The sequence below is a fragment of the Glycomyces sp. L485 genome, assembly GCF_022548875.1.
GTDB lineage: Bacteria > Actinomycetota > Actinomycetes > Mycobacteriales > Micromonosporaceae > Glycomyces.
This window is the reverse complement of record NZ_JAKZEW010000009.1, coordinates 37,702-62,796: the sequence shown is the minus strand read 5'-3', so window position 1 is coordinate 62,796 and position 25,095 is coordinate 37,702. Positions and strand designations below refer to the sequence as shown.

Genomic DNA, 25,095 nt, shown 5'->3' with positions numbered 1-25,095 from the left:
CCCTGACAACCGGATTGAATTTTCCTCGAATCGAGTTCGGGTCGCCGGAGCGGCGATTAGCGTGGTCGAGAGGCGATATCGGCGCCGAGACGACCGGGGAGGACGCCCATGTTGCAGGCCGTCAGGAGACTCACCGCGGCGGTGACGCTGGGAGCGGGTCTGGCGCTCGCGGCGGCGACCGGAGCGAACGCCGCCGTCACGGTGACCTTGACACCGGTGACGGCGACCGCCGGCACGACGGTGACGGTCGTAGCCGCGAGCTGCTCGGAGAATGCCACCGCGACGGTGAAGGACACCGCCCTGAAGGTGGACATGCCGGTCGCGGACGGTCAGGCGCAGGGCTCGTTCGTGGTGCCGAACGAGTGGAGGGCGGGGATGTACACGATCGCAGTGCGGTGCGGGGACGATACGGCCTCAGGGAAGCTGACCGTGGCGGACGGCACGGGCGCGAAGACCGGATCGGGCTCGACGGCGTCGGACCCGGCGGCCGCGCTCGCGCTGACCGGCGCGGCGGCGGCCGCGGTGGCCGTCGCGGGGCTGTGGTTGCTTAAGCGCCGCAGCAGGATCGACGTCTAGTCCGATGGTTCGGCCGGCAGGCGCGCACAGGTCGGAGTCGGCGCTCCGGCCTCTGGCGGCGGTGGGGCTGGCGATGCTGATGGCGGGCGGGCTGGGTCTGATGCTCGGAGGGTTGACGCCGGTGCCGACGATCAGGCTGCCGGGCTGGTCGGCGCATTCGGCGGGCGACGTGGGCTTCACGGTGGATCCGGACGGCGGCGGGTGGCTCGACCGCTCGGAGCCGACGAGGGTGGATGCGGAGGCGGTCGGCATGCACGCTCCGCTCGTCGATCTGGGAATGAGCCGCGGTGGTGAGTTCGAGGTGCCGCCGCTGGGGCGGCCGCACGTGGCGGGCTGGTTCGAGCACGGGGCGACGCCGGGTGAGTTCGGTCCGACGGTGCTGCTGGGGCACCTGGACACCGAGGCAAGCGGCCCGGCGGTGTTCTACGCGCTGCGGTTCCTGGCCGAGGGCGACCGGGTCGAGCTCGCCCGCGAGGACGGCATCGTGGTGTCCTACGAGGTGACGAGGACCGAGGCCTACTCGAAGAACGCTCTTCCCTACGAGGAGGTCTTCGGGATCGAGCCCGAACCTGCGCTGCGGCTGATCACCTGCGGCGGCCGGTTCGACCGCGAATCGGGCGACTACGCGGAGAACGTCGTCGTGTACGCGACCTATGCGGGCCATCGGGACGCGACGGCGGAGGACCGGTCGCGCCCGCTCAACGACCGCGACGACTTCGGTCTGCACCGGTGAGCGGGAACTGTCGCAGGCGCGGCGCCGGCGTTCGCCATCGGGACGGTCACGACGGTGGCGCTCGGCTTCTTGACCGCGTCGTTCACGAACAGCGCCGAGGCCGCGCGGCTTCCGTGCCGCTGCTCGTTCTCCGAAAGCACGGCCGCGGTCGGGTCCCGGATTCAGTCATCCGGGACCCGACCGCGGCCTCGTCTCAGCTGAGGACCCGGGCGAATGCCGCGCGGGTCTCCTCGAAGACTTCGGGGCCCGGCCGGGCCCAGAGGTCGTCGTTGAACAGCTCGACCTCGATCGGGCCGGTGAAGCCGGTCGCGTCGACGGCATCGGCGTAGCGGCGCATCTCGATGCAGCCGTCGCCGAGCTGTCCGCGGCCGGTGAGCACACCGGCGGGGAGCGGGGTGATCCAGTCGGCGAGCTGGAAGGAGGCGATGCGGCCTTCGGCTCCGGCGCGGGCGATGTCGTTCCAGACGTTCGGGTCCCACCAGATGTGGTAGGTGTCCACCACGACGCCGACGGCCTCGGCCGGATGGGGCGCGGCCAGGTCGAGGGCCTGCCCGAGCGTCGCGACGACGCAGCGGTCGGAGGTGAACATCGGGTGGAGCGGCTCGATCGCGAGCGTCACGCCCCGCTCGGCGGCGTAAGGGGCGAGCGCGGCGAGCGCCTCGGCCACGCCCTCGCGGGCGCTGTCGAGAGTGCCGCCTTCGAGGATCGGACCCGAGACGAGGACGAGGGCGGGGGCGCCGAGTTCGGCGGTCTCGTCGACGGCCCGCTTGTTCTCCTCGATCGCCGCCGGGGTGGGGTCGGTGAAGAAGCCGCCCCGACACAGGCTCGTGACCTGGACTCCGGCGTCGCGGACCTGCTTGGCCGTCGCCGCCAGACCCTGCTCTTGGACCGGTTCCCGCCACAGGCCGATGCCCGAGCCGGTACGGGCGCACGCTTCGATCGCCTCGCTCTGGTCCCAGAACTTCGCGGTGGCGTGGTTGAACGAGAAGCGTTCGAGGAACGAGCTCATCGCGCCGCCACTGAGGGTTGGCCGGCCACTTTCAGCAGGGCGTTGAAGCGCTCCTCGGCCGTCTTCGGGTCCGGGAACAGGCCCGCCTCGCCGGCCAGCTCGTAGATCTCCTTGAAGTGGGCGACCGAGCGGGCCGCTTCCAGGCCTCCGACCATTTTGAAGTGCTTCTGGTGGCCGCAGAGCCAGGCCAGGAAGACCACTCCGGTCTTGTAGTTGAAGGTCGGCTTCTCGAAGACCTTTCGGGCCAATGGCACGGTCGGGTCGAGGATGGCTCGGAAGCCTTCGGTGTCGCCCTCGTCCAGGCGCTGGACCGCCTTCGCGGCCAAAGGCGCCAGGGGGTCGAAGATGCCCAGGAGCGCGTCGGAGTGGCCCTGGTCGTCGCCGGCGATGAGCTGCGGGTAGTTGAAGTCGTCGCCGGTGTAGCACCGCACGCCTTCGGGGAGCCTGCGGCGCACCGCGATCTCCTTGTCGGCGTCCAGCAGGCTCATCTTGATGCCGTCCACCTTCGAGGCGTTCTCGGTGACGATCTCGACGAACACGTCCGCGGCCTCTTCCAGGTCGCTCGATCCCCAGTAGCCTTCGAGCGTCGGGTCGAACATCGGGCCGAGCCAGTGGAGGATCGCCTTGCCGCTGACCTCGCCGAGGAGTTCGCCGTAGAGGCTCTTGTAGTCGTCCGGGCTCTTGGCGGTCGCGGCCATGGCCCTGGAGCACATCAGGATCGTTCCGGCTCCGGCGTCCTCCACCACCGCGAGCTGGTCGAGGTAGGTCGACCGGATCTCGTCAAGGGTGGTCGGGGCCGCCGGGAGCTGGTCGGTGCCCACGCCGCAGGCCAGGAGGTCGTCCGGGCCGGCGGCCTCGGCCGAGCGGCGGATGAGCTCCTTCGTCGCCTCCCAGTCCAGGCCCATGCCGCGCTGGGCGGTGTCCATCGCGTCGGCGACGCCGAGGCCCAGGTCCCACAGGTGGCGCCGGAAGGCGATCGTCGCGTCCCAGTCGACCGTCGCGGGTCGGCCGGGGCCGTTGTCGGCCAGCGGGTCGGCGACCACGTGGGCCGCCGAGTAGATCACGCGGGAGTGGAACTTGCGGCTCACAGCTGGAGCTCCTCGAGCTCGATACGGCGGCCTTCGAGCGCCGAGCGGTAGCCGGCCTCGGCCAGCTGCACGCCCCGGGCGGCCGCGAGGAAGTCGTGGTGCCACGGCGCGTCGTCCACGACGTGGCGCAGGAACTCCTCCCACTGGAGCTTGAAGCCGTTGTCGAACTGCTCGTTGTCCGGCACGTCGTTCCACTGCTGGCGGAAGGCGATCGGCTGGTCGATGTCGGGGTTCCACACCGGCTTGGGGGTGTGGGCGCGGTGCTGGGCGCGGACCTTGCGCAGGCCTGCGATCGCGGATGCCTCGGTGCCGTCGACGTGGAACTCGACGAGCTCCTCGCGGTCGACCCTGGTGGCCCACGACGAGTTCATCTGGACGACCGTGCCGTCCTGGAGCTCGAAGATCGCGTAGGCGGCGTCGTCCGCCGTCGCGGCGTAGGGCTTGCCGTGCTCGTCGACGCGCTCGGGAATGTGGGTCGTCACGTGCGCGGTCACGGACTTGACCGGGGCCAGCGTGCCTTCGAAGACGTACGACCAGTGAGGGAACATGTCCAGGACCATGCCGCCGCCGTCTTCGGCGCGGTAGTTCCACGAGGGGCGCTGCGAGTCCTGCCAGTCGCCTTCGAAGACCCAGTAGCCGAACTCGCCGCGCACGGACAGGACCCGCCCGAAGAAGCCGGAGTCGACCAGCCTCTTGAGCTTGCGCAGGCCGGGCAGGTAGAGCTTGTCGGCGACGGCGCCGTTCTTGACGCCCGCGTCACGCGCGGCCCGGGCGAGGCCGAGCGCGTCTTCGAGGTTCGTCGCGATGGGCTTCTCGGTGTAGACGTGCTTGCCGGCCTTGATCGCGGCGTTCACGGCGGCGAGCCGGTGCTGGGTGGTCAAGGCGTCGAAGTAGATGTCGATGCCGTCGTCGGCGAGGACTTCGTCGAGGCTCGTGGTGTACCGGTCCAGGCCGTGGCGGTCGGCGATCTCGGCGAGCTTGTCGGCGCTGCGGCCGACCAGGGTGAGCTCGGGCCAGATGACCGATCCGTCAGCGCGTTCGACGCCGCCCTGCTCGCGGATGGCGAGCAACGAGCGCACGAGGTGCTGCCGGTATCCCATGCGCCCGGTCACGCCGTTGAGGGCTATGCCGACGGAAATCTTCTCTGTCATTGGGGTCTGCTCCTGACTATAACTGTGCCAATGTGCGGCTCCGCGAGCGTCCACCGCGATCGGCAAACGCTTTCTTATTTGACAGAAGCATACAGCAAAACTGCGCCCACATGAAAGCGGCCGCGCGACAGATTTCGAGAAGAACGACCGGACCGCATCCGACCGGCCCGGGTTCCTAGAGGTACTGCTCCGAGATCTCGCTGACCTCGCCGGAGGGCGCCCAGATCTGGTACACGCCGGTGTCGTACGGCTCCAGGCCGAGACTCCTCGCCACGTCGCTGTGCCCGCCGCGGTACTCGAGACGCAGCCAGTCGCCCGAGTCGCCGAGCACTATGAACGGCTCGCCACGCCAGGTGCAGACGGTGCGCACGTAGAAGAAGTCCTCGAGTTCGCTGACCGGCACGCCGCGCCGGTAGCGGCCCTCGGCGACCTGCACGAAGCCGTCCCCGCCGGTCGGCGAGTACAGACGCACGTGGACGCCGTCGGGGCTGGAGTCGTACTCGGCGCCTTTCCAGCGCGCGATATAGCCGTCCCTCATCTAGGCCCCCTTCCATTCACGGTGGTCGAGCACGGACGAGGCCTTGTCCTCGGGCGTGGGCCGCACCAGGTCGTAATGGCCGTCGGCAAGGTCGGGCCCGAACGCGTCGCCCAGCGCCGAAGACTCGTACCCGGCGCCGTCGTAGCCGCCGTAGCCGGGAGCTGCATCGGCCATCGGACCGCCGGGCCTCGGCTCGTCGCGGGCCTCGGAGGCCGGCGCCGGAGTCAGCGAGGCCTCGATGGCGGCCGCGCCGTCGACGAGCGTCCAATCGCGGGTGTCGGCGTCGAACACGGCCAGCTCGGTGACCTCGCCGCGGGAGTCGATGCGGAGGATCTGCGCGCCGTGCGGCAGGCGCACCGAGTCGACCTTGTGCTCGGGGATGCGGTCGTCGGGCGATTCGGACGGCGCCAGGCCGTCGCCGCGGAAGGGGCTCGGCTCGACGATCCAGCCGCCGTTGACCTCCGCACTCGAATCGTCGTTGCCGCCGAGCGCCGGCGGGTAGAGGTCGGTGCGGTAGCCGACCCAGCGCAGCACGTGGACGGTGTCGTCGGTGGGACTGAAGTCCTCCGAGGAGCGGATGAGTCCGAGCGCGAGGTACAGCTGCGCCGGGGTGCGCAGGTGCTCGACCGAGCCCGCGGGATGGACGAGGCCGCCGACGCGGTCGTAGCCGCGTTCGAGATAGAACGGCACCTGGTGGTGCGGGATGGTCTTCTGCCACAGGACCGGCTTGACGCGCTGGGAAGGGGCCTTGGCGCGGGCCTCGGCGGCCTGGCGGCGCTCCAACTCGGCGGCGAACGCCAGCAGCCCCTTCGCCTCGGCCCATTTGATCAGCGGCTCGATCTCGGGGCCGGACATGTTGGCGCCGACCTCGGTGCCGGGGTTGACGTACAGCGCGTACTCGACACCCGGCCAGTGCTGGATGAGCCAGCCGAAGGGCACCTCGGTGTGCGGGGTGTCCTCGCCGGCGCGGGCACGCATGCGGTCGACGGTCGTGTAGACGGTGATGCCGTGGATGCCGTCGACGATGTCGGAGGCCCACCGGAAGGCGGGGTCGCCCACACGCATGGTCACGGCGTCGGGGTCGCCGACCGGGAGGATCACGGTGCTGCACAGCAGGGTGTGCAGGAAGCCGGCGGTGTCGCCCTGCGCGGCCGATTCGGTCAGGCGCGGCTCGGCCTCGGCGCCGGAGAGCTCGACGGGCGCGGGCGCCTCCGGCTCTCCCGGCTGCGAGCCCGGCTCTGCTTGCGCGGCGGGCTTGCGGCCGAACGCGCTCGACATGGACGCGAACGAATCGGAGGTCGGAGCGCCGGTCTGCTGCGGCTCGGACTGGTACTGCGGCGGGGGCGCGACCGACTCGGGCTGAGACGGAGCCCGGTAAGGGTCGGGCTGCGATTGGTAGGGGTCCACCGGTGCGCGCTGCGGGAGCGAAGAGGGATCGGCCTGCTGCTCGCGGAGCCAGTCGGGGGCGTCGGGCCATCCGGTCTGCTCCTCGGGCCACTGGGACTGCTCGGGGAAGGCGGACGCGGGCGGCTGCGAGGTGAAGGTCTGCTCGCCGAAGGAACTCGGCTGGGGCGCGGGCGCCTCGGGCTCCATCGGGGGCGGCTGGCGCAGCGGCAGACCGGCGCCGGTCGTGCCGGCGACGGTGGAGCCCCCCGTGTCCTGGTTCGGAGAGCGCCGAGGCGCGGGCGGCACCTCGGGGACGGGCGGGGCGGCCGGCATGAAGCTGTTCTCACGGGCCGGCGGGGCCGGCTCCATGGGGTTGGCGAACGGGTCGGACTGCGCCATGGAGGCGAAGGACTGCTCGTTGGAGTGCTGCTCGGGCTGGACCGGGGCAGGGTCGGCGGGGACGGTCGTCATGCCTTGGGCCACTTGCGAGACGAACCATGCCGGGAGGTATCCCTCGATGGGCAGGCCGGGGTTGACCGCCAGCCACCACTCCTCGTCGGGCCAGGCCTCGGCCAGCGCGGAGAAGCGGACGCGGCGAGAGGACCCGGCATTGTCCCTGAGGCACATGCCGAGGGAGGTCTCGGAGGTGAAGGCGAGGATGTGGGTGCGGTCGTCGGTGGTCCACGTGGCCCAGGTGTCGGCTCCGCCCAGCCCGTTGGGGTCCTCGTACGACAACGGGAGCACGAGCTCGATCTGGGAGAGGATGCGGAAGTAGCCGTCCTGGTCGTCGGCTCGCAGCGCTTCGCGAAGACGATGCTCGATCTCGTTACTCGGTTCCCACATCGATCCCATTCAGCCCTTCCCCCCTACCGGTCCTCGATGGGGCAACGACGAGCGAACTCGGCGTTCCCTCGCGATGGTCACCGTAACGCGAGGCTGTTGTCAAGTTTCCGTCAGTAGGGCAGAAATAACGAATTCATAAAGGCGCACGCGTGTCATTCCCGTGCGCACGCCGTTCCGCTGTGTGACGATCCCGTTCTCATGGGGGACCGCTCTGCACGCATCACCGTCGCATGTCTTTGCTCAACGTTGTTGGCAGTCATGCTGGTCGCCCCTGCAGGCTGGTCGTCGCCGACACTGGCGTGGCATCTGCGCGCGGTCGGCGCGGAGGAGGCGTGGGCCTCGGCGACCGGTTCGGGTGTGACGGTCGCCGTGATCGACTCCGGGGTGGATGCGGACCATCCGGATCTCGCCGGAAGGGTGCTGCCGGGCCGCAGCTTCATCGACGCCGACCGGGGCGCCGAGCCTCGACTGCTGGCATTGGGCGCCGATCCGGGTCCGGCGTTCGATCGGGCGTTCGCGCAGGCCGATCCGGTGGGGCACGGCACGGCGGTGGCAGGGCTCATCGCGGGCCGGTCGGCGTCGCGGCACCCGGGGGTGGCGCCGGGGGCGCGGATACTGCCGGTGCGGGTGCTCGACGACCAGAACCGGTACCACGATTCGGCGATGGTGGGCGAGGCCGTGCGGTGGGCGGTGGACAACGGCGCCGACGTCGTCAATCTCTCACTGGGCGGGCACTACGACTCGCAGGCGTTCGCGGAGGCGATCGACTACGCCGAGCGCCGGGACGTGCTCGTGGTGGCCTGCACGGGCAATCAGGAGCACGCCGGTTCGGGCGATGCGGTGTGGTTCCCGGCGCGCGAGGACCCGGTGCTGGCAGTCACGGGGGTGGACAGCGACGGCCTGCGATGGCCGACCGCGATCACGGGCGACGAGACGGACCTGGCGGCGCCGAGCGCCCGGTTGACGGTGCCTGCCGCCGGGGGCGGGCACAAGACCGCGACGGGGACCTCGTTCGCGTCGGCGATCGTGTCGGGGACGGCGGCGCTGGTGCGTTCGGCGCGTCCCGAGCTGAGCGCCGCGGAGGTGCGCCATCTGCTGACGGCGACGGCCGGTGCGGACGGCGAGGGCTTGGGTGCGGGGGTGGTGGACGCGGCTCGGGCGGTGGAGGCGGATCTGGACCGCTTGCCGCCGCCGCCGTTCGAGGCGTCGACGCGCCAGGCGGTCTCGCCGCTGTGGGTGGCGGCGGTGACGGGCTCGGGCGCGGCCATGCTGTGTGCGGCGGCGCTGCTGCTGCGGTCGCGCAGTCGCGTCGCGGCGCGGCGCTCTGCTTCGGCCGCGTGACGAAGTCCGCGTAACATGGCCGGGTGACCGCCGCCGACTCCCGCAATGGAACCGAGAGCGAGCTGGCCAAGAAGCGCCGCGCCCGCGTCATCGACCGCCTGCTCGCCGCGGCCCATCCCGACGCGCAATGCGAGCTCGACTACTCCGATCCCCTCGAACTCGCCGTGGCGACGATCCTGTCGGCGCAGTGCACGGACGTGCGCGTCAACCTGACCACGCCGGCGCTGTTCGCGAAGTACCGGACGGCCGAGGACTACGCGCAGGCGAATCCGGAGGACGTCGAGGCGATCATCCGCCCGACGGGTTTCTACCGCAACAAGACCAAGTCGATCATCGGTCTGGGCAAGGCCTTGGTGGAGCGCCACGGCGGGAGGCTTCCCGAGCGCATGGAGGAGCTGGTCAAGCTGCCGGGCATCGGCCGCAAGACCGCGAACGTAATCCGCGGCAACGCGTTCGGGATTCCCGGCCTGACGGTCGACACGCACATGATCCGGCTGACGAACCGGCTCGGCCTGACCGAGGGCAAGGACCCGGTCAAGCTGGAGTTCCAGTTGCAGGAGCTCATTGACCGTCGTGAGTGGACGATGTTCTCGCACCGGATCATCTTCCACGGCAGGAGGGTGTGCATCGCCCGCAAGCCGGCCTGCGGCGCCTGCACGCTCGCGCCGCAGTGCCCCTCGTTCGGCGAGGGCCCGACCGACCCGGCCGAGGCCGTGAAGCTGCTGCGCGGCGACAACGTCGAGGAGCTCGCGAAGCTGGCCGGGATCGAGGCGAGCATATGAGGTCCGCGCCGGGAATCGTGGCTGCGCTGGTTCTTCTGGCGGGATGCTCCAGTGCCGCCGATGACGAGAGCGGCGCCGGCCCCACCGCGCCCGGCCCCGACCCGACCTGGTCGGTGGCGTGCGAACCGGCTTCGACGCCGGTCGAGCCGATCGGCGACCTGGAACTGCCGTGCCTGGGCGACGAGGCCTCGACCGAGGTCGGAGTCCGCGACGGCCGTCCCCTGGTGATCGTCCTGTGGGCCAGCTGGTGCGGTCCGTGTGTCGAGGAGGCCCCCGAGGTCGAGGCGTTCTGGCAGGCGCACGGCGACCAGATCGACGTCCTCGGCGTCGACACCGCCGACACCCGCGACAAGGGCCGCTGGTTCGCCGAGGACTTCGCGTTCACCTACCCTTCGGTGTTCGACGCCGAGGAAGAGGTGCGGATCGCCTTGGGCGTGCCGGCCCTGCCGGGCGTCGCGTTCGTCGCGCCCGACGGGACGGTCGCCGAACTCGTCAACGAGCCGGGCGTGACCACCGAGTCCCTCACGCTGACCGCCGAGGCCGCGTTCGGCCTGGAGCTGTCGTGACCGCCGAGTCCGGGCCGCGCGGAGGGTTCGCCGCCCCGCCGCCGTGGTGGGGCCCGCTCAACGACGCCGCCGGGGAGGCGACCGGTCCCGAAGTGCCGCAGGTCCTCAAGGACTCGGCGCTGCGCCGCTCGCCCGACGACGCCCGCGCCGCCTCGGTCCTGGTCCTGTTGAGCGACCGCGGTTCCGGTCCGTCGGTGCTCCTCCAGCAGCGCGCCACGAGCCTGCGCCACCACCCCGGCGAGGTCGCGTTCCCCGGCGGCGCCGCCGACCCGGGTGACACCGACGCCGCCGCCACCGCACTGAGGGAGGCCGCCGAGGAGCTCGCGGTCGAGCCCGCCAGCGTCGCGGTCGGCGCCGAGCTGCCGCCGATCTGGATCCCCGTGTCGGGCTTCGCCGTCACGCCCATCATTGCATTGTGGACAGATCCGCACCCGGTGACGCCCGTCGACGGCGCCGAGGTCGCCGCCGCGCACCAGGTCGCCATCCCCGCCCTGGCCGATCCGGCTTCCAGGGGATCGGTGCTCTATCCTTCGGGCCGAAGCGGACCGGGCTTTCGCATCCCTGGCGTGCCCTTGATCTGGGGGTTCACGGCCGGAGTACTGTCATGGCTGCTCGACCTGGGCGGTTGGGCCCGTCCGTGGAACACTGGCCGGACGATGGAACTCGAGCGGTTCCGGACCACCTGAGAGCGAAGTCGAGGAGGGCCGATGGAGTCGAACAGCGGGGGCCTGCTGGTGGATGTCGTCATCGTCCTGCTCGCCTTGCTGTTCGCCGTCAACGGCTACCGGCAGGGCTTCATCCTCTCCGCGGCGACCTTCCTCGGCTTCCTCGGCGGGGCGCTGCTCGGCGTCCAGCTCGCCCCGTTCGCCGCCGACATCTACGCCGATCCGCTCGCCAAGCTCATCGCCGCGCTCGTCGTCGTATTCGCGCTCGCGCTCGGCGGCCAGGCGATCGCCACCGCGCTCGGCTTCAGGCTCCGCAAGAGGCTGAAGACCAACGGCACCAGGCGCGTCGACCACCTCGCGGGCCCGGTCGTGTCGGTCCTCGCGGTCCTCCTGGTCACCTGGATGGCCGCCGCGCCGCTGGCGAACTCGTCCATGCCGTCCGTGGCCGCGGCCGTGCGCAATTCGAGCCTCGTCGGCGGCATCGACGAGCACATGCCCGAGGCGGTCAAGGGCGTCTACGACTCGATGCGCGATTCGCTCAACACCTCGCAGATCCCCGACGTGTTCAACGGGCTCAACCCGACCCCGGTCTATCCGGTCGAGCCCCCCGACCCCGAGCTCGCCGCCTCCGGCGTAGTGGTGAACGCCGAGCCGTCGGTGCTGAAGGTCCACGGCTCGGCCCCGCGGTGCGACCGGCAGATCGAGGGCTCCAGCTTCGTGTACGCCGACGGCCTGGTGGCCACGAACGCGCACGTCGTCGCCGGTACCGAACGGGTTCAGGTCGAATCGGACGGGCGGCGGCTCGACGCCGACGTGGTCGTCTTCGAGCCCGCGAAGGACCTGGCGGTCCTGTCGGTGCCCGGGCTCGAGGCGCCCGTGCTGCCGATGAGCGACTCGGTCGCCGACTCCGGTGACGACGCGATCGTCGTCGGCTATCCCGGCGGAGGCCCGTACGCGCCCGTCGCCGCGCGCGTCCGCGAGGCCCGCATGGTCTCCGGGCCCGACATCTACGACTCCGGGACCGTCACCCGCGAGGTCTACCAGCTGTACGCCCGAATCATCGGCGGCAACTCCGGTGGGCCCCTGCTCAACCCCGACGGGGAGGTCTTCGGCGTGATCTTCGCTGCCGCGGTCGACGACCCCGAGACCGGGTACGCGCTCACCATGGCCGAATCGGCGCCGGTCCTCGCCGAGGGCGAGACCGCCTCGGGCGCGGTCGACACCGGTGACTGCACCTGAGTCGCGCCCATACTCGCACGATTTCGCGCGCCGACACGGCGGTTCACTCATGTGATGTCAACTCACTGTTGGGCGGAGCGTCACATTAGCGGTAGGCTGTACCGGTCGTCGCCGATTGCAACTGCCGCTTGCGAGCAAATCCCCTGCTCATCGGGTGAGTCATTGCTCACGCTGTGATTCTCACAAGCGCCGGAACACAGTCATTCGGATACGAAGGTCGATTTTCGGCGTCGACGGTGCGCATGTGGATTTACGGGGGTCTCGCTCCCGCAATGCGGACAAGAGGCATAGACTCAGTACTTGCACTAGCGGTGCGTTGAAGAAAGGTGCGAACGGACATGGAAGATGTATTGGCCAGGGCCGCTCTGTTCAAGGGCGTCGATCCCGAAGCTGTCGAGTCGCTCATCAAAGAGATGGAGTACGTCGACGTCAACAAGGGCCAGACCGTCTTCACGGAGAACGAGCCGGGCGACAGTCTGTACATCGTCATGTCCGGGAAGGTCAAGCTCGGGCGCCGCTCCGCCGACGGCCGCCAGAACCTGATCGCGGTCATGGGCCCCTCGGACATGGTCGGCGAGCTCGCCCTGTTCGACCCCGGTCCGCGCACCGCCACCGCCACCGCGCTCACCGACACCCGCATGGCCAGGCTGTCCAAGACCGCGCTGCGCCCGTGGCTCGCCAACCGGCCCGAGATCGCCGAGCAGCTGCTCCGCGTGATCGCCCGCCGCCTGCGCCGCACCAACGACTCCATGGCCGACCTGATCTTCACCGACGTGCCCGGCCGGGTCGCAAAGGCACTGCTGCACATGGCGAGTCGCTTCGGCACCCGCGACGGCGGCGTCCTGCGCGTCACTCACGACCTGACCCAGGAGGAGCTCGCGCAGCTCGTCGGCGCCTCACGCGAGACGGTGAACAAGGCCCTGGCCGACTTCGCCGGCCGCGGCTGGCTGCGTCTGGACGGCAAGAGCGTCATCATCATGGACCCCGAGCGGCTCGCCCGCCGCGCCCGCGTCTAGCGGATCGAACGACATCCGGGCCCTCGGCTTGCGCCGAGGGCTTCGTCGTCTCATGCGGGTGATCTTCAGGTCCGCCGAGGGTGGGCGATTCGACGCAGGCGCGTCCGCCGTCTAGACTTCCCGTAACCATCCTCGGAGTTTGCTTTAAGGAGCGTTGTGACCAAGCAACTGAACGTCGAACTCGTGGCCGTCGAGTCGAAGGTGTGGTCCGGCGAGGCGGTTGCGGTCTACGCCCGCACCACCGAAGGCGAACTCGGCATCCTGCCCGGTCACCAGCCGCTGCTCGGCGAACTCCAGGTCGGCAGCACCGTACGCATTCAGACCGGCGACGCCGAGCACGCATGGCGGATCGACGGCGGATTCCTTTCGGTCACCACCGACGGCGTCACCATCCTCGCCGAGACCGCCGAAGCGGTCGAGCACGCCGCGGCATAAGCCATGGTCGAAGCACTGCTCGCCGCGGCCGCCCTGGCGGCGTCCATCGCGGTGTTCCTGGTGCTGACCTACGTCCGGCGGTCCTTCCTCTCCAAGTACGGCTCGGTCGCGATGGCCGCGAGGCTCTCGCGGCGCATGGCCGGACGCGGATGGGCCCCCGGGTTCGCGGTGTACGAGCGCGGAACCCTGCGCTGGTACCGCATGTTCTCCCTGGCGTTCGGCCCCCGGTACACGCTCGCCCGCACCGATCTCCAGATCGCCGAGCGGCGCGAGCCGGCGGGCGCCGAGGCCCAGATCTTCCCAGCGGAGGTCGCCATCCTCCGCTGTAAGGGTTCGACCGGTGAGGTCGAGTTGGCGATGACCGACTCCGCCGTCACCGGATTCCTCTCCTGGCTTGAGGCCGCTCCGCCCGGGGCGGCCTATTTCGACGGCAGATGACGGTCCTCCGACCTTCGTAGGAGTTCCGGCCTCTTCACCTCCTCCCTCCGATTTAGGCGAATTTCACTCATCATGGGGTGATATCGGCCTCTCCGGGCCCCTAGGCTCGGTTCCATGACCAAACGCGTACTCACCGCGGCCGCCCTCGCGCTCTGCCTCCTCGCACCGCCCGCCGCCGCGCAAGCGAACCCCCCGACCGACACCGAGCTCGACACCGAGCTGCTCGAAGCCAAACTCGAAGACCTCTACAAGACCGGCGACCACTCCGTCATAGCCGAGGTCCGCTCCGGCGACGCGACCTGGTCCGAAGCGATCGGTCCGCGAAGCATGGATCCGGGCTCGCCCGAGGCGCGGACCGGCGACCGCGTCCGCATCGCCAGCCTCACCAAGTCGATGATCGCCGTCGTCATGCTGCAACTCCAGGACGAAGGCGAGCTCGACCTCGACGACAGCGTCTCCGACCACCTCCCCGGGCTCCTGCCCTACGAGGACGAGCCGACCATCCGGCAGCTCATGCAGCACACCGGCGGCCTGTCCGACTACTTCCCGCACCTGTACCCCTCGCTGTTCGAGAACGGCGACATGACCGATCTCTACGACCACTACCGGGACTACCGCGCCCCGGAGGAACTGGTCGAGATCGGGACGCAGGACCCGCCGCTGTTCGAGCCGGGCACCGACTGGTCGTACTCCAACACCGGCTACATCGCCCTCGGCCTCGTGATCGAGGAGGCCACCGGGCACTGGCTCGGCCATGAGCTGCACCGACGGGTCTTCAAGCCGGCCGGCCTGCGCCACACCTACTTCCCGCCCGGCTTCACCGGCGGGATCTGGGGCCCGCACCCGGTGCCGCACACCACCACCGGCGACGAAGCCGACCCGTACTTCGACTCCACGAAGCTGTCCAACAGCCACATGTGGGCCGCCGGGGCCGCCGTCTCCACGATGGAGGACGTCAACGACTTCTACGACGCGTTCCTCGACGGCACGCTCCTGACCGACGAGCAGCTCGCCGAGGCCACCGAATTCACCGACATCAGCGTCGGCTACGGCTACGGTCTCGGTCTGCTCGGCATGGCCGTATGCAGCGCCGACGACCTCGTCGTCGGCCACACCGGCGGCGGCATCGGCCACCTGACCTACTCGTTCCACTCCCTCGACGGCCAGCGCCAGGTCTCGTTCACCTGGAACGTCGACGACTGGCACGGCTACACCGACCCCGAAGAGTTCGACGCCGCCTTGGCCGGCCTCTTGGTCGCGGGCCTGTGCGGGGTCGACATCGACGACACGACCGGCCTGCGCACGCAGGACCTGCCCGACTTCGCGGCCCTGGACGAACTCATGCACCTCGGCTGACACGCCCGGAAAGAGTGCGGGGGCCGCGCCGTTCGGCGCGGCCCCCGCGCTGTCAGTCGACGAGCTCCTCGTAGGCGTTCGCGATGTCGGTGGCCTGGATCGTGGTCATCTCCGCTGAGGTCGGCGTGCCGCTGTCGCCGTAGTGGTCGAGCAGACGCAAGTCTCGCTGAGCGGAGGCCTTGTGGCAGAGTTCGCGGGCGAAACGGGCGTTCCCGAGCGCGTCGATCCGTCCCGAGCCGACGGCCCTGTCACATCCGGTCTGCAGGTTGATCGCCGCGTTGGTCGTAAGGGTTTCGCCTGCGGCAGTGAGGATCGAGGTGGCGATGGCGGCGAGTTCCTCTGCGGAGTACGACGGGAACTCAATCACCGTGGAGAACCGAGACTTCAGGCCCGGGTTGGTGGACAGCAGTTCGTGGATCTCATCGGTGTAGCCGGCCAGGACGATGACGAGTCGGTCCCGCCGGTTCTCGGCGGCCGTCAGGATCTCCTGCATAGCCTCCTCACCGAATGTGTCCTTGTCGCCGTCGTAACCCTGGTTGGCCAGGGAATAGGCCTCGTCGACGAACAGGACGCCGCCGGTCGCCTCGTCGATCTTCTCCCGGGTCTTCATCGCGGTATGCCCCAGGTATCCCCCCACCAGGTCGCCGCGTTGGGTCTCCACGACTCTGCCGTGCTCGAGCAGGCCGAGACCCGCGAGGATCTCGCCCATGATGCGGGCGACCGTGGTCTTTCCGGTACCGGGTGGCCCGGTGAACACGAAGTGCTGCGGGCGTGTCGAGGACCGCAGGCCGCGCTCCTTCCTCAGGGCCGCCATTCTGAACTGGGCTTTCAGAGTTTGGATCTGGTCTTTGACCGGTTTGAGTCCGATCATGGCGTCCAGCTGCAGTCCGGCCTCCTCGAGCAGCTTCTCGCGATCATCGGCGTCCAGCTCGTCTCCTGGGGTCGCCTTCGGGGTTGTCCGGTCGGCGGCGGCCTCCCTCGCTTCGGCGGCGCGAACCGCCCGGGCGCGCTCGGCGAATTCCTCGATCTCCGGGGCGAGACGGTAGGCGCGCTGGAACGCCTGCGCCGACTCCTCGGCCTCCCCCAGAGACCCCAGCGCCACGCCCCGCACGAAGGCGACGTGTGCGTTGTAAGAAGGATTGTTCGTCATCGCGGTCGGCAGGCCCTCGGTGACGTTCAGGGCCTCGTAATAGGTCTCCAGGTGCGCCAGGGAGGCGGCGACGTAGAACTGGGCCTCGTCGTTGAGCAACGCGTCCTCGATGCCGTGCGCCGCCCCGAGCACCTGTTCGAACTCGCCTTGGCCGAAGGCACAGCGGGTGCGCAGGAAATTGATCCGGCCCCCCAGGTCCTGGTCGCCGGCCGCGGCCAGCTGCTCATCGGCGAGTTCGAACTGCTCGGTGTCGATCAGCCCCGCCACGTAGGCCAGCCAGACGTCGTAAGCGTCGCTGATGGCGTATCCGACGAACATCCCGATGGCGAACGACGACTCGAGCGCGAGTCCCGTGACATGTCGCAGCCTGCCCAGGTTGTCCTGGTAATCGAGCATTCGGAGCAGCGCTTCCTCCTGCTGCTCCCCGCAGGCGTGGATGCCGAGCCAGGCGTCCGCAGCGCGGGGATCGTATTCGAGGACGTGCTCGAAACAGTCCGCCGCACGCACGAGATCGCCGTTGCCGAGGAGTTCGACCCCGCGCGACCAGACTTCCGACGCTGATTCTGTTGCCGTAGAGAAGGGCATGTCCGCTCCGGGTTGAGAAGAGGTATAACCAGGGTTTCCGATTGGCGCGCTCCAGGGTATTCGACCGAGTCAATGTCGCGCGGCAGCGCCCGGGCCGCACCGATCGGTGCGGCCCGGTCTCGCGCCGGTGCCGGCGCGGCGAACGACGGCCCTGCGCCTCGGCGGCCTGTGGGTGTTGCGGCCGGGCCGAGGCGCAGGGCCCACACCCCCTCGGTTCAAGCTCCTATGCGCGGGAACGGCTTGGTGGAGAACACGACCTCGGCAGGCACCTCGAAGTACTCGGCGATCTTCAACGCCAAGTGCAGGCTCGGCGAGTATTCGCCGCGTTCGAGGTAGCCGACGGTCTGGTAGTGGACGCCGAGGGCATCGGAAAGCTGGCGCCGCGAGATGCCCCTCTCGGCGCGCAGCATCGCGATGCGGTTGTATACGACGTCGTCGGCCATGGCCGTTACCCCCAGTTCTGTTCGACCATCTTGCGCCTCGCCGCCATGCTGGATCCCGACTCGCGTCGGGCCATACGGCTGAGCAGCTTCGGGGCGATCACCATCGACAGGGCCGCCCAGGCCGCGAGCACGACGAACATCGTAGGCGTCCGCCAGCTGTCGCCGATCTCCACCGCCACGGCCGCGTCCGGGAGCATGGCGTGGCGCATCCCCAGTCCGAGCCAGTAGGTCGGAAAGACCTGTCCGATCGCCTGGAGCCAGCCGGGCAGGGCGGTGATCGGATAGAAGATCCCCGAGATCGCGATCAAGCCCATGAACGGAATCGTGACCAGGCCCATGTTGCGCGGGTTGTCGATGAGCGCGCCGAGGACGGCGCCCATCGGCATCGTCGAGGCCAGACCGAGCGCGAAGACGGAGACGAACAGGAGCCACCGGTCGGGCGAGGCGAATTCGAGTCCGTCGAAGAAGACGAGGCCCACGACCATGAGCTCAACGACGCTGAACGCCGTGAAGATCGCGATCGATCCGAGGTGGCCGACGAGGTAGCCGGTCATCCCTCCGGGCATCGACTTGGCGCGCAGCAGGGTCCCGTTGGTCCGGTCCATGACGAGCATGCCCTGGACGCCGATGACGCCGCTCCAGACGATCATCATGCCGATCAGGCTCGGCATGCTCATCGATCCGAGCGAGACCGAGGTGCCCTCGATGTCGACTCCGCGCAGGAACAGCAGGACCGTCACCATGATGGCGGCCGGGATCACGAAGCCCAGGAGGTCGGACGGGGTGGTGAGCGAGACCTTCGTCTCGATGAGCGCGCGTCGCCACCCGGTCCGATAGGCGTGTGCGGTGGGGTTCACGTCGTGACCTCCTGAAACGTGTCGATCGCGGTCTCGGCTTCGCCGCCCTCGAACTGCTCGACGAGGCTCAGGTAGGCCTCTTCGAGGCTGGCGCGGTGGATCTCCAGATCGGTGACCGCGCCGTCGTCGGTGGCGAGGAGCTTGCGGGCGAAGGCGGTCGCGTCATCGGTGGCGTGGACCTGGAGCCGCCCGTCCTGCATCCATTTGACTTCGGCGGTGGTGGCTGCGGCCCGCGCCAGCGAGTCGGGCGAGCCGTCGGCGATGATGCGGCCGCCGGCGAGGATGAGGATGCGCTCGGCGAGCTTCTCGGCTTCGTCGAGGTCGTGGGTGGTGAGCAGGACGGTGGTGCCTTCAAGGTCGCACAGCCGGTGGATGAGCTCGTGGAACTCACGGCGGGCGTGCGGGTCGAAGCCGGTGGTGGGTTCGTCGAGGAACAGCAGGGTGGGACGTCCCACGATGCCGGCGGCGACGTCGAGGCGCCGCCGCTGGCCTCCGGAGAGGGTCGAGATGCGCTGGCCGGCCTGTTCGGCGAGTCCGACGAGTTCGAGCAGTTCGTCGGCGCCCCAGGGTTCGGCGTAGGGGCGGTAGTACTCGGCGAAGTGGACGAGGAGGTCGCGGACTCGCCACTTGTGGTTGTCGCGCCATTCCTGGAGGACGATGCCCATCAGTGCTCGCCAGCGTTCGTCGCCGCGCTCGGGGTCGGCGCCGAGGACGCTGACGTCGCCGCCGGAGCGAGCGCGGAAGCCTTCGAGGATCTCGACCGTGGTGGTCTTGCCGGCGCCATTGGGCCCGAGCAGGGCCGTGACGGTGCCGGGTTCGATGGTGAATTCGAGGCCGCTCAGCACGTCTTTGTCGCCGTAGCGCATCCGCAGATTTGACACGGCGATGGCGGGTCCGGTCGGGGACTGTGGGTCCGCCATGATCACCTCCATCGTAGAAGTCTTCTTATCAATAGTAGTCATACTACATTTTGCCGCAGGCATGTGCAGTCCGATATCGAGCCGCGTGGTTTCGCATTGCCACAGCCGGGAATTCGCGAGCAGGGGTGGCATCCGTTAAGACGCTTTACATACCCCCTAGGGGTATGTTAGCTTGAAGTCGATCCGGAAGGAGACCCCCGATGAGCGACCACGAAGACCACACCGGCCACGAGCACCGTTCCGCCACCGCGACCGACGAGACACTCAAGCGGCACGAGCACCACGGAACGCACGAGGCCCACGGCGAGCACCGCGCCCACGACAAGCACGCAGGACACGACCCCGAGGCGTTCCGCCGCAAATTCCGGCTCAGCCTCATCCTCACCGTCCCGATCGTCGTCACCAGCGAGATGATCATGGACTGGTTCGGGTACACGCTTGCCTTCCCCGGCATCGCCCTGGTCGGCCCAGTGCTCGGCTCGGTGGTGTTCCTCTACGGCGGCTGGCCGTTCCTGGCCGGCGCCGTCAACGAGCTCAAGGACCGGGCCCCGGGCATGATGATGCTCATCGCCACGGCCATCACCGTCGCCTACACCGCCTCCCTCGCCACCAGCTTCGGCCTGCTCGACCTCGACTTCTGGTGGGAGCTGGCCGCACTGGTCACCATCATGCTGCTGGGCCACTGGCAGGAGATGAAGGCGATCGGCCAAGCCCAGGGCGCGCTCGCCGCGCTCGCGGCGCTGCTGCCCGACGACGCCGAGCGAATCGGCGGGGACGGCCGCACCGAGTCCGTCCCCGCTTCCGAACTCGCCGTGGGCGACCTGGTCCTCGTGCGCCCCGGCGCGCGGGTCCCCGCCGACGGCGAGATCACCGATGGAGAGGCCGAACTCGACGAGTCCATGATCACCGGAGAGTCCCGCCCGGTCCCCCGCCGCACCGGCGACCGCGTCGTGGCAGGCACCGTCGCCACCGACTCCTCGATCCGCGTCGAGATAGGCGCGGTCGGCGAGGACACCGCCCTGGCCGGCATCCAGCGGCTCGTCGAACAGGCCCAGTCCTCACGCGGCCGCGCCCAGGTGCTCGCCGACCGATTCGCCGCCATGCTGTTCTACATCGCGCTCGCCTCGGCCGCGGTCACCTTCACCGTGTGGTCGCTCATCGGCGACCTCACCGGCGGCGTCGTGCGGACCGTGACGGTCCTCGTCATCGCCTGCCCGCACGCCCTCGGGCTGGCGATCCCCCTGGTCATAGCGATCTCCACGGCGATCTCGGCCAAGAGCGGGATCCTCGTGAAGGACCGGTTCGCGATAGAGCGGATGCGCACGGTCGACGCGGTCCTGTTCGACAAGACCGGCACCCTGACCAAGGGCGAGCACACCGTCGCCGGCGTGGCCGGCGCCGAAGGCGTCGACTCCGACGAGGTCCTGCACCTGGCCGCCGCGGTCGAATCGGACTCCGAGCACCCGCTCGCCCGCGCGATCGTCCACCACCACGACCACGCCCACCGCGGCGGCGCCTCGGCGACCGACTTCCGCTCCCGCACCGGCAAGGGCGTCGAGGCGACCGTGGACGGCCGCCGCTACGCCGTCGGCGGGCCAGCCCTGCTCAGGGAGCTCGAGGTCACCGCCCCGGACGAACTACGCGAGGACATCGACCAGTGGTCCGGGCGCGGCGCCACGGTCCTGTACCTCATCGACACCGAGTCCGAGCCGAGGGTGCTCGGGGCCGTCGCCCTCGAAGACGAGATCAGGCCCGAGGCGAAGCAGGCCGTCGCCGACCTTCGCGCCCAAGGGATCGAGAAGATCGCGATGATCACCGGCGACGCCCGCGCCGTCGCCGAGGCCGTCGCCGCCGACCTCGGATTCACACAAGGCCGCGACGAGGTCTTCGCCGAGGTGCTGCCCGCCGACAAGGACCAGGCGGTGGCCGACCTCCAGGCGAGGGGCCTGACGGTGGCGATGGTCGGCGACGGGGTCAACGACGCACCGGCGCTGGCGAGGGCCGACGTCGGCATCGCGATCGGCGCAGGCACCGACGTGGCGATCGAGTCGGCCGGGGTGGTCCTGGCCTCCTCGGACCCGCGCGGGGTGACCGGCGTGATCCGGCTGTCGAAGGCGAGCTACCGCAAGATGGTCCAGAACCTTGCCTGGGCCGCCGGGTACAACATCGTGGCGATCCCACTCGCCGCGGGCGTCCTGGCCTGGGCCGGGTTCACCCTCAGCCCGGCGGTCGGCGCGATCCTCATGTCCGCCTCGACGATCGTCGTCGCGCTCAACGCCCAGCTGCTGCGCCGCGTCGCCATCGCCCCCGAGTAGACGGCAGGGGCCGCGGACCGTCACCGGTCCGCGGCCCCTGCCCGTAGCTCAAGCCTTGCGTTTCTCTCCCGAGCGAGCCAGGACCCTCTGGAGCAGGATGAACGCCAGCAGCAGGATGCCGACGACGATCCGGGCCCACCACGACGACAGGTTCCCCTGGAAGGCGATGATCGTCGACAGCAGGCCCATGACCATGACGCCGGCGACCGTGCCGAGCACGAAGCCGGCGCCGCCGGTCAGGAGCGTGCCGCCGACCACGACCGCGGCGATCGCGTCGAGTTCGAGGCCGACGCCGGCGAGCGGGTTGGCGCTCTTGGTGTAGAACGCGGCGACCACGCCGCCGAGCGAGGCGCAGAACCCGCTGATGGCGTACACGCCGACCTTCGTGCGCACCACCGGGAGGCCCATCAGCAGCGCGGACTGCTCGGAGCCGCCGACGGCGTAGACGCCGCGGCCGAACCGCGTGTAGTGCAGGACGATGAACGCGATGACGACGACCGCGAACGCGATGAACGAGATGTACGGGAGGCTGAAGCCGCCCTCGCGCGGGCTCCCGAACTCGATGCGCTCCATGCCCCACGAGAAGAACTCGACGTCTCTCATGGACACGTCCCGGTCGGAGATCTGGAGCGTCAGTCCCCGGTAGAGGAACAGGCCGGCCAGGGTCGCGATGAACGGCTGCACGTCGAAGTAGTGGATGACGGCGCCGGTGAACGTCCCCGAGAGCGTCCCGAAGACCAGCACCACCGGGACGGCGATCTCCGCAGGCATGCCCAGGTCGACGGTCATCCAGGCGAGGGCCATGGTCGAGAACGCCATCATCGACCCGACCGAAAGGTCGATGCCGCCCGAGAGGATCACGAACGTCATGCCGACGGCGATGATGAGGAGCCCGGCGTTGCCGATGAACAAGTCCGGGATCAGCTGCGGGTTGTCGAAGTTGTTGTAGTTCGCCAGCCCGCCGAGGTACATGGCGACCAGCAGCGCGACCGTCGCGCCGATGGGGATGTACCGGCTCAGGCCGTCGAAGAGCGTGGAGTGCGCCGGGCGCTCGGTCAGCGTGGTGCTCATTTGGCGAGGGCTTTCTCGGTGGCGGGCTCGGCTGGGGCGTCCGGGGCCCGTCTGGGCCGGAACGGTTTGAGGATCCAGGCGCGGAACTCCGGGCTCTGGAGCATCGCGACGACGAACACCACGATCGCCTTCGCGGTGAACTGCCACTGGCTGGACAGGCCGACGTTGATGATCGTGACCTCGAGGGTCCCGATGATCGCGACGCCGATGGTCGTGCCCAGCAGGAAGAACCGTCCGCCGATGAGCGCGGTGCCGCCGATGACGACCGCGAGGATCGCGTCGAGCTCGATCCACAGGCCGCCGTTGTTGGCGTCGGCGCTGCCGAGGTTGGCCGCGCCCATGAGCCCGGCGAGTCCTGCGCAGAAGCCGCACACGAGGTACACCAGGACGGTGATGCCCTTGGAGCGGATGCCGGCGAGACGGCTGGCCTCGGGGTTGCCGCCGACCGATTCGAGCAGCATCCCCAGAGCCGTAGTGCGGGTGAGGAGCACGAGCGCGGCGAAGACGGCGATGCCGATGATGATCGGCACCGGGACCGTGGCGACGGCGCCGCGTCCGAGCTCGACGAACGGCGTCGTGTCCGAGACCGACGGAATCTGGCCGCCGGTGATGAGCTGGGCGATGCCGCGCCCGGCGATCATGAGGATGAGCGTCGCGACGATCGGCTGGACCCCGAAGTACGCGACCATGGTGCCGTTCCAGGCGCCGATGACGGCCGCGACGAGCAGGGCGAGGCCGATCGCGGTGAAGACCACGACGAGCGAGGACTGGTCGCGGTCGAGGATGTACTGCGCGCCGATGGCCGCGCCGATGGCGTAGACCGCGCCGACCGACAGGTCGATGCCCTTGGTGGCGATGACGAGCGTCATCCCCAGCGCGATGAGCAGCAGCGGCGCGCTTCGGCGCAGGATGTTCACGAACGCGCCGCCCAAGCGTCCGTCGTGGACGCTGGGGATGATGAAGTCGAAGCCGGTGACGGCGATGTTGACGACGATGAGCGCCACCAGGACCGCCAGCGGCCACATCAGCCGCTTGAAATAGGGGTTCACTGCTCACCGCCCTTCGTCACGATGGTGTCGACGATGCGTTCGGTGGTCATGTCGGACTCCTCGTGGAGGATGTCGATGAGCTCGCGGTCGCGCAGGACGCCGATCCGGTCGGACAGCCGGGTGACCTCGTCGAGCTCAGCGGAGATGAACAGGACGGCCATGCCTTCGCCGGACAGCTCGGCGACCAGACGCTGGATGTCGGCCTTCGCGCCGATGTCGATGCCGCGGGTCGGCTCGTCCAGGATGAGCAGCCGCGGCTGGATGAGCATCCAGCGGGCCAGCAGGACCTTCTGCTGGTTGCCGCCGGAGAGGTTCTTCACCGGCAGGTCGGGGTTGGCGGGGCGGATGTCGAGCTTGTCGATGAAGTCGGCGACCAGTTCGGCGCGGCGGACCGGCGGGATCGCCCTCGCCCAACCGCGGGAGGCCTGCATCGCCAGGATCATGTTCTCGGCGATGGTCAGGTCGCCCACGAGCCCTTCGGTCTTGCGGTTCTCGGGGCAGAAGCCGATGCCGCGGGCGGCGGCGGTGCGCGGGTTGTGGCCCTTCACCTCGACGCCGCCGAAGGCGAGCGCACCGGAGTCGGACCGGTCGGCGCCGGCGATGAGCCGGGCCGTCTCGGTGCGGCCCGAGCCGAGGAGCCCGGCGAGGCCGACGACCTCGCCCTCGCGGATGTCCAGGTCGAACGGGGCGATGGAGCCCTTGCGGCCCAGGCCCGTCGCGGCTACGAGCGGCTCGACGCCGTCGCCGGGCCGCCGTCGGGAGGACTCGCGCTCGATAGCGTCGAGCGCCTCGACCTCGCGGCCGAGCATGTGACCGATGAGCTCGCTCTCCGGCAGCTCCGCCGTGGACCATTCGCCCACGAGCTTCCCGTTGCGCAGCACGGTCATCCGGTCGCAGATCTCGTAGACCTGGTCGAGGAAGTGGGAGATGAAGACCATCGCCGTGCCCTGGTCGGCGAGCTTGCGCATCACGCGCAGCAGCACTTCGACCTCGTCGCGGTCGAGCGAGGAGGTCGGCTCGTCGAGGATGAGGACCTTCGCCTCGATGTCGACGGCGCGGGCGATCGCGACGAGCTGCTGCATCGCGATCGAATAGGACGACAGGGGCGCGGCGACGTTGAGGTCGACGCCGATGCCGTCGAGGAGTTCCTTGGCGCGGCGGCGCATCGCGCGGAAGTTGATGAACGGGCCGAAGCGGGGTTCTCGACCGGCGAAGAGGTTCTCGGCGACTGACAGGTTGTCGGTGAGGTTGACTTCCTGGTAGACGGTCGATATCCCTCCGGCTTGGGCGTGGCCGGGGCTCGCGAAGCGGACCGGCTCGCCGTCGAGGTGAATCTGTCCGGCGTCGGGGCTGTGGACGCCGGTGAGGACCTTGATCAACGTGGACTTGCCGGCGCCGTTCTCCCCCATGACGGCGTGGATCTCGCCGGGCCTGAGGGTGAAGTCGACGCCGTCGAGGGCGCGGACACCGGTGAAGTCCTTCGTGATGCCCGTCATCTGGACGATCGGCTCGTCGGACATAGGCTTCTGACTTTCGGTTCGTG

The 25,095-nt window shown here is 69.6% G+C and carries 24 protein-coding genes; 12 read left to right on the top strand and 12 right to left on the bottom strand.

All coding sequences use genetic code 11. The features are described from left to right. Nucleotides 1-108 precede the first annotated feature (108 nt). Both L0U85_RS07320 and L0U85_RS07315 read left to right on the top strand, forming a co-directional pair. The gene (locus L0U85_RS07320) at nucleotides 109-576 is read left to right on the top strand and encodes a hypothetical protein (protein ID WP_241377098.1); all 468 of its coding nucleotides are present in this window, start codon (nucleotides 109-111) and stop codon (nucleotides 574-576) included. Nucleotides 577-580: 4 nt separating this feature from the next. After that, nucleotides 581-1,309 (top strand): class F sortase, encoded by a 729-nt coding sequence (locus L0U85_RS07315; protein ID WP_241377097.1) that lies wholly within the window; start codon nucleotides 581-583, stop codon nucleotides 1,307-1,309. A gap of 193 nt (nucleotides 1,310-1,502) precedes the next feature. Here the strand turns inward: L0U85_RS07315 and L0U85_RS07310 are convergent, their stop codons facing one another. From L0U85_RS07310 to L0U85_RS07290, 5 genes are all read right to left on the bottom strand, one after another. Then, the gene (locus L0U85_RS07310) at nucleotides 1,503-2,318 is read right to left on the bottom strand and encodes a sugar phosphate isomerase/epimerase family protein (RefSeq protein ID WP_241377096.1); all 816 of its coding nucleotides are present in this window, start codon (nucleotides 2,316-2,318) and stop codon (nucleotides 1,503-1,505) included. Then, nucleotides 2,315-3,406 (bottom strand): dihydrodipicolinate synthase family protein, encoded by a 1,092-nt coding sequence (locus tag L0U85_RS07305; protein WP_241377095.1) that lies wholly within the window; start codon nucleotides 3,404-3,406, stop codon nucleotides 2,315-2,317. Before L0U85_RS07305 ends, L0U85_RS07310 begins: the two co-directional genes overlap by 4 nt. Continuing rightward, a complete protein-coding gene (locus L0U85_RS07300; RefSeq protein ID WP_241377094.1) occupies nucleotides 3,403-4,557 on the bottom strand; it encodes a Gfo/Idh/MocA family oxidoreductase in 1,155 nt (384 codons plus the stop codon). Before L0U85_RS07300 ends, L0U85_RS07305 begins: the two co-directional genes overlap by 4 nt. A 175-nt stretch (nucleotides 4,558-4,732) precedes the next feature. Continuing rightward, on the bottom strand, nucleotides 4,733-5,095 hold the full coding sequence (locus tag L0U85_RS07295; RefSeq protein ID WP_241377093.1) for a hypothetical protein: 363 nt from the start codon (nucleotides 5,093-5,095) through the stop codon (nucleotides 4,733-4,735). Then, nucleotides 5,096-7,324 carry an SseB family protein gene (locus L0U85_RS07290; protein ID WP_241377092.1) on the bottom strand — a complete coding sequence of 743 codons (2,229 nt, stop codon included), beginning with the start codon at nucleotides 7,322-7,324 and terminating at the stop codon, nucleotides 5,096-5,098. 258 nt (nucleotides 7,325-7,582) lie between these two features. On the opposite strand from L0U85_RS07290, the gene L0U85_RS07285 reads away from it, so the two are divergent. From L0U85_RS07285 to L0U85_RS07245, 9 genes are all read left to right on the top strand, one after another. Beyond that, a complete protein-coding gene (locus L0U85_RS07285) occupies nucleotides 7,583-8,665 on the top strand; it encodes a S8 family serine peptidase (protein ID WP_241377148.1) in 1,083 nt (360 codons plus the stop codon). A gap of 23 nt (nucleotides 8,666-8,688) precedes the next feature. After that, nucleotides 8,689-9,447 carry an endonuclease III gene (gene nth, locus L0U85_RS07280; protein ID WP_241377091.1) on the top strand — a complete coding sequence of 253 codons (759 nt, stop codon included), beginning with the start codon at nucleotides 8,689-8,691 and terminating at the stop codon, nucleotides 9,445-9,447. Then, nucleotides 9,444-10,013: a TlpA disulfide reductase family protein gene (locus L0U85_RS07275; RefSeq protein ID WP_241377090.1), complete on the top strand. Its 570-nt coding sequence runs from the start codon at nucleotides 9,444-9,446 to the stop codon at nucleotides 10,011-10,013. Before nth ends, L0U85_RS07275 begins: the two co-directional genes overlap by 4 nt. Continuing rightward, entirely contained in the window at nucleotides 10,010-10,699 is a 690-nt protein-coding gene (locus tag L0U85_RS07270) for a CoA pyrophosphatase (RefSeq protein WP_241377089.1), read from the top strand. Before L0U85_RS07275 ends, L0U85_RS07270 begins: the two co-directional genes overlap by 4 nt. Nucleotides 10,700-10,720: 21 nt before the next feature. Then, a complete protein-coding gene (locus L0U85_RS07265; RefSeq protein ID WP_241377088.1) occupies nucleotides 10,721-11,917 on the top strand; it encodes a MarP family serine protease in 1,197 nt (398 codons plus the stop codon). Between the two features lie 338 nt (nucleotides 11,918-12,255). Beyond that, on the top strand, nucleotides 12,256-12,933 hold the full coding sequence (locus tag L0U85_RS07260; protein WP_026924818.1) for a Crp/Fnr family transcriptional regulator: 678 nt from the start codon (nucleotides 12,256-12,258) through the stop codon (nucleotides 12,931-12,933). A 156-nt stretch (nucleotides 12,934-13,089) separates the two neighbouring features. After that, nucleotides 13,090-13,368, top strand: a complete 279-nt coding sequence (locus tag L0U85_RS07255; protein WP_241377087.1) for a F0F1 ATP synthase subunit epsilon — start codon at nucleotides 13,090-13,092, stop codon at nucleotides 13,366-13,368. 3 nt (nucleotides 13,369-13,371) lie between these two features. Further along, nucleotides 13,372-13,806 carry a DUF2550 domain-containing protein gene (locus L0U85_RS07250; protein ID WP_241377086.1) on the top strand — a complete coding sequence of 145 codons (435 nt, stop codon included), beginning with the start codon at nucleotides 13,372-13,374 and terminating at the stop codon, nucleotides 13,804-13,806. Nucleotides 13,807-13,920: 114 nt separating this feature from the next. Next, nucleotides 13,921-15,162 carry a beta-lactamase family protein gene (locus tag L0U85_RS07245; protein WP_241377085.1) on the top strand — a complete coding sequence of 414 codons (1,242 nt, stop codon included), beginning with the start codon at nucleotides 13,921-13,923 and terminating at the stop codon, nucleotides 15,160-15,162. A 52-nt stretch (nucleotides 15,163-15,214) separates the two neighbouring features. Here the strand turns inward: L0U85_RS07245 and L0U85_RS07240 are convergent, their stop codons facing one another. From L0U85_RS07240 to L0U85_RS07225, 4 genes are all read right to left on the bottom strand, one after another. Continuing rightward, nucleotides 15,215-16,897 carry an AAA family ATPase gene (locus L0U85_RS07240; RefSeq protein ID WP_241377084.1) on the bottom strand — a complete coding sequence of 561 codons (1,683 nt, stop codon included), beginning with the start codon at nucleotides 16,895-16,897 and terminating at the stop codon, nucleotides 15,215-15,217. A 215-nt stretch (nucleotides 16,898-17,112) separates the two neighbouring features. Continuing rightward, nucleotides 17,113-17,340: a helix-turn-helix transcriptional regulator gene (locus L0U85_RS07235; protein WP_241377083.1), complete on the bottom strand. Its 228-nt coding sequence runs from the start codon at nucleotides 17,338-17,340 to the stop codon at nucleotides 17,113-17,115. 5 nt (nucleotides 17,341-17,345) lie between these two features. After that, nucleotides 17,346-18,197, bottom strand: a complete 852-nt coding sequence (locus tag L0U85_RS07230) for an ABC transporter permease (RefSeq protein ID WP_241377082.1) — start codon at nucleotides 18,195-18,197, stop codon at nucleotides 17,346-17,348. Further along, complete coding sequence (locus L0U85_RS07225; protein ID WP_241377081.1) at nucleotides 18,194-19,117, bottom strand: ABC transporter ATP-binding protein; 924 nt, start codon at nucleotides 19,115-19,117, stop codon at nucleotides 18,194-18,196. Before L0U85_RS07225 ends, L0U85_RS07230 begins: the two co-directional genes overlap by 4 nt. Nucleotides 19,118-19,317: 200 nt before the next feature. On the opposite strand from L0U85_RS07225, the gene L0U85_RS07220 reads away from it, so the two are divergent. After that, nucleotides 19,318-21,432: a heavy metal translocating P-type ATPase gene (locus L0U85_RS07220; protein WP_241377080.1), complete on the top strand. Its 2,115-nt coding sequence runs from the start codon at nucleotides 19,318-19,320 to the stop codon at nucleotides 21,430-21,432. A gap of 48 nt (nucleotides 21,433-21,480) precedes the next feature. On the opposite strand, the gene yjfF is transcribed toward L0U85_RS07220, so the two are convergent. The 3 genes from yjfF to L0U85_RS07205 are packed head-to-tail and all read right to left on the bottom strand — an operon-like array spanning nucleotide 21,481 to nucleotide 25,072. Then, nucleotides 21,481-22,503 carry a galactofuranose ABC transporter, permease protein YjfF gene (yjfF, locus tag L0U85_RS07215; RefSeq protein ID WP_241377079.1) on the bottom strand — a complete coding sequence of 341 codons (1,023 nt, stop codon included), beginning with the start codon at nucleotides 22,501-22,503 and terminating at the stop codon, nucleotides 21,481-21,483. Beyond that, complete coding sequence (locus L0U85_RS07210) at nucleotides 22,500-23,552, bottom strand: ABC transporter permease (RefSeq protein ID WP_241377078.1); 1,053 nt, start codon at nucleotides 23,550-23,552, stop codon at nucleotides 22,500-22,502. The genes yjfF and L0U85_RS07210 overlap by 4 nt, the downstream gene beginning before the upstream one ends. Continuing rightward, the gene (locus tag L0U85_RS07205) at nucleotides 23,549-25,072 is read right to left on the bottom strand and encodes a sugar ABC transporter ATP-binding protein (protein ID WP_241377077.1); all 1,524 of its coding nucleotides are present in this window, start codon (nucleotides 25,070-25,072) and stop codon (nucleotides 23,549-23,551) included. The genes L0U85_RS07210 and L0U85_RS07205 overlap by 4 nt, the downstream gene beginning before the upstream one ends. Between the last annotated feature and the right edge of the window lie 23 nt (nucleotides 25,073-25,095).

Coding starts and splice junctions, on each gene's coding strand:
- L0U85_RS07275 (WP_241377090.1), top strand. CDS start 9,444: ATGAGGTCCGCGCCGGGAATCGTGGCTGCGCTGGTTCTTCTGGCGGGA.
- L0U85_RS07290 (WP_241377092.1), bottom strand. CDS start 7,324: ATGTGGGAACCGAGTAACGAGATCGAGCATCGTCTTCGCGAAGCGCTG.
- L0U85_RS07235 (WP_241377083.1), bottom strand. CDS start 17,340: ATGGCCGACGACGTCGTATACAACCGCATCGCGATGCTGCGCGCCGAG.
- L0U85_RS07260 (WP_026924818.1), top strand. CDS start 12,256: ATGGAAGATGTATTGGCCAGGGCCGCTCTGTTCAAGGGCGTCGATCCC.
- L0U85_RS07285 (WP_241377148.1), top strand. CDS start 7,583: ATGCTGGTCGCCCCTGCAGGCTGGTCGTCGCCGACACTGGCGTGGCAT.
- L0U85_RS07240 (WP_241377084.1), bottom strand. CDS start 16,897: ATGCCCTTCTCTACGGCAACAGAATCAGCGTCGGAAGTCTGGTCGCGC.
- L0U85_RS07310 (WP_241377096.1), bottom strand. CDS start 2,318: ATGAGCTCGTTCCTCGAACGCTTCTCGTTCAACCACGCCACCGCGAAG.
- L0U85_RS07295 (WP_241377093.1), bottom strand. CDS start 5,095: ATGAGGGACGGCTATATCGCGCGCTGGAAAGGCGCCGAGTACGACTCC.
- L0U85_RS07205 (WP_241377077.1), bottom strand. CDS start 25,072: ATGTCCGACGAGCCGATCGTCCAGATGACGGGCATCACGAAGGACTTC.
- yjfF (WP_241377079.1), bottom strand. CDS start 22,503: ATGAGCACCACGCTGACCGAGCGCCCGGCGCACTCCACGCTCTTCGAC.
- L0U85_RS07320 (WP_241377098.1), top strand. CDS start 109: ATGTTGCAGGCCGTCAGGAGACTCACCGCGGCGGTGACGCTGGGAGCG.
- L0U85_RS07225 (WP_241377081.1), bottom strand. CDS start 19,117: ATGGCGGACCCACAGTCCCCGACCGGACCCGCCATCGCCGTGTCAAAT.
- L0U85_RS07220 (WP_241377080.1), top strand. CDS start 19,318: ATGAGCGACCACGAAGACCACACCGGCCACGAGCACCGTTCCGCCACC.
- L0U85_RS07315 (WP_241377097.1), top strand. CDS start 581: ATGGTTCGGCCGGCAGGCGCGCACAGGTCGGAGTCGGCGCTCCGGCCT.
- L0U85_RS07300 (WP_241377094.1), bottom strand. CDS start 4,557: ATGACAGAGAAGATTTCCGTCGGCATAGCCCTCAACGGCGTGACCGGG.
- L0U85_RS07265 (WP_241377088.1), top strand. CDS start 10,721: ATGGAGTCGAACAGCGGGGGCCTGCTGGTGGATGTCGTCATCGTCCTG.
- L0U85_RS07250 (WP_241377086.1), top strand. CDS start 13,372: ATGGTCGAAGCACTGCTCGCCGCGGCCGCCCTGGCGGCGTCCATCGCG.
- L0U85_RS07245 (WP_241377085.1), top strand. CDS start 13,921: ATGACCAAACGCGTACTCACCGCGGCCGCCCTCGCGCTCTGCCTCCTC.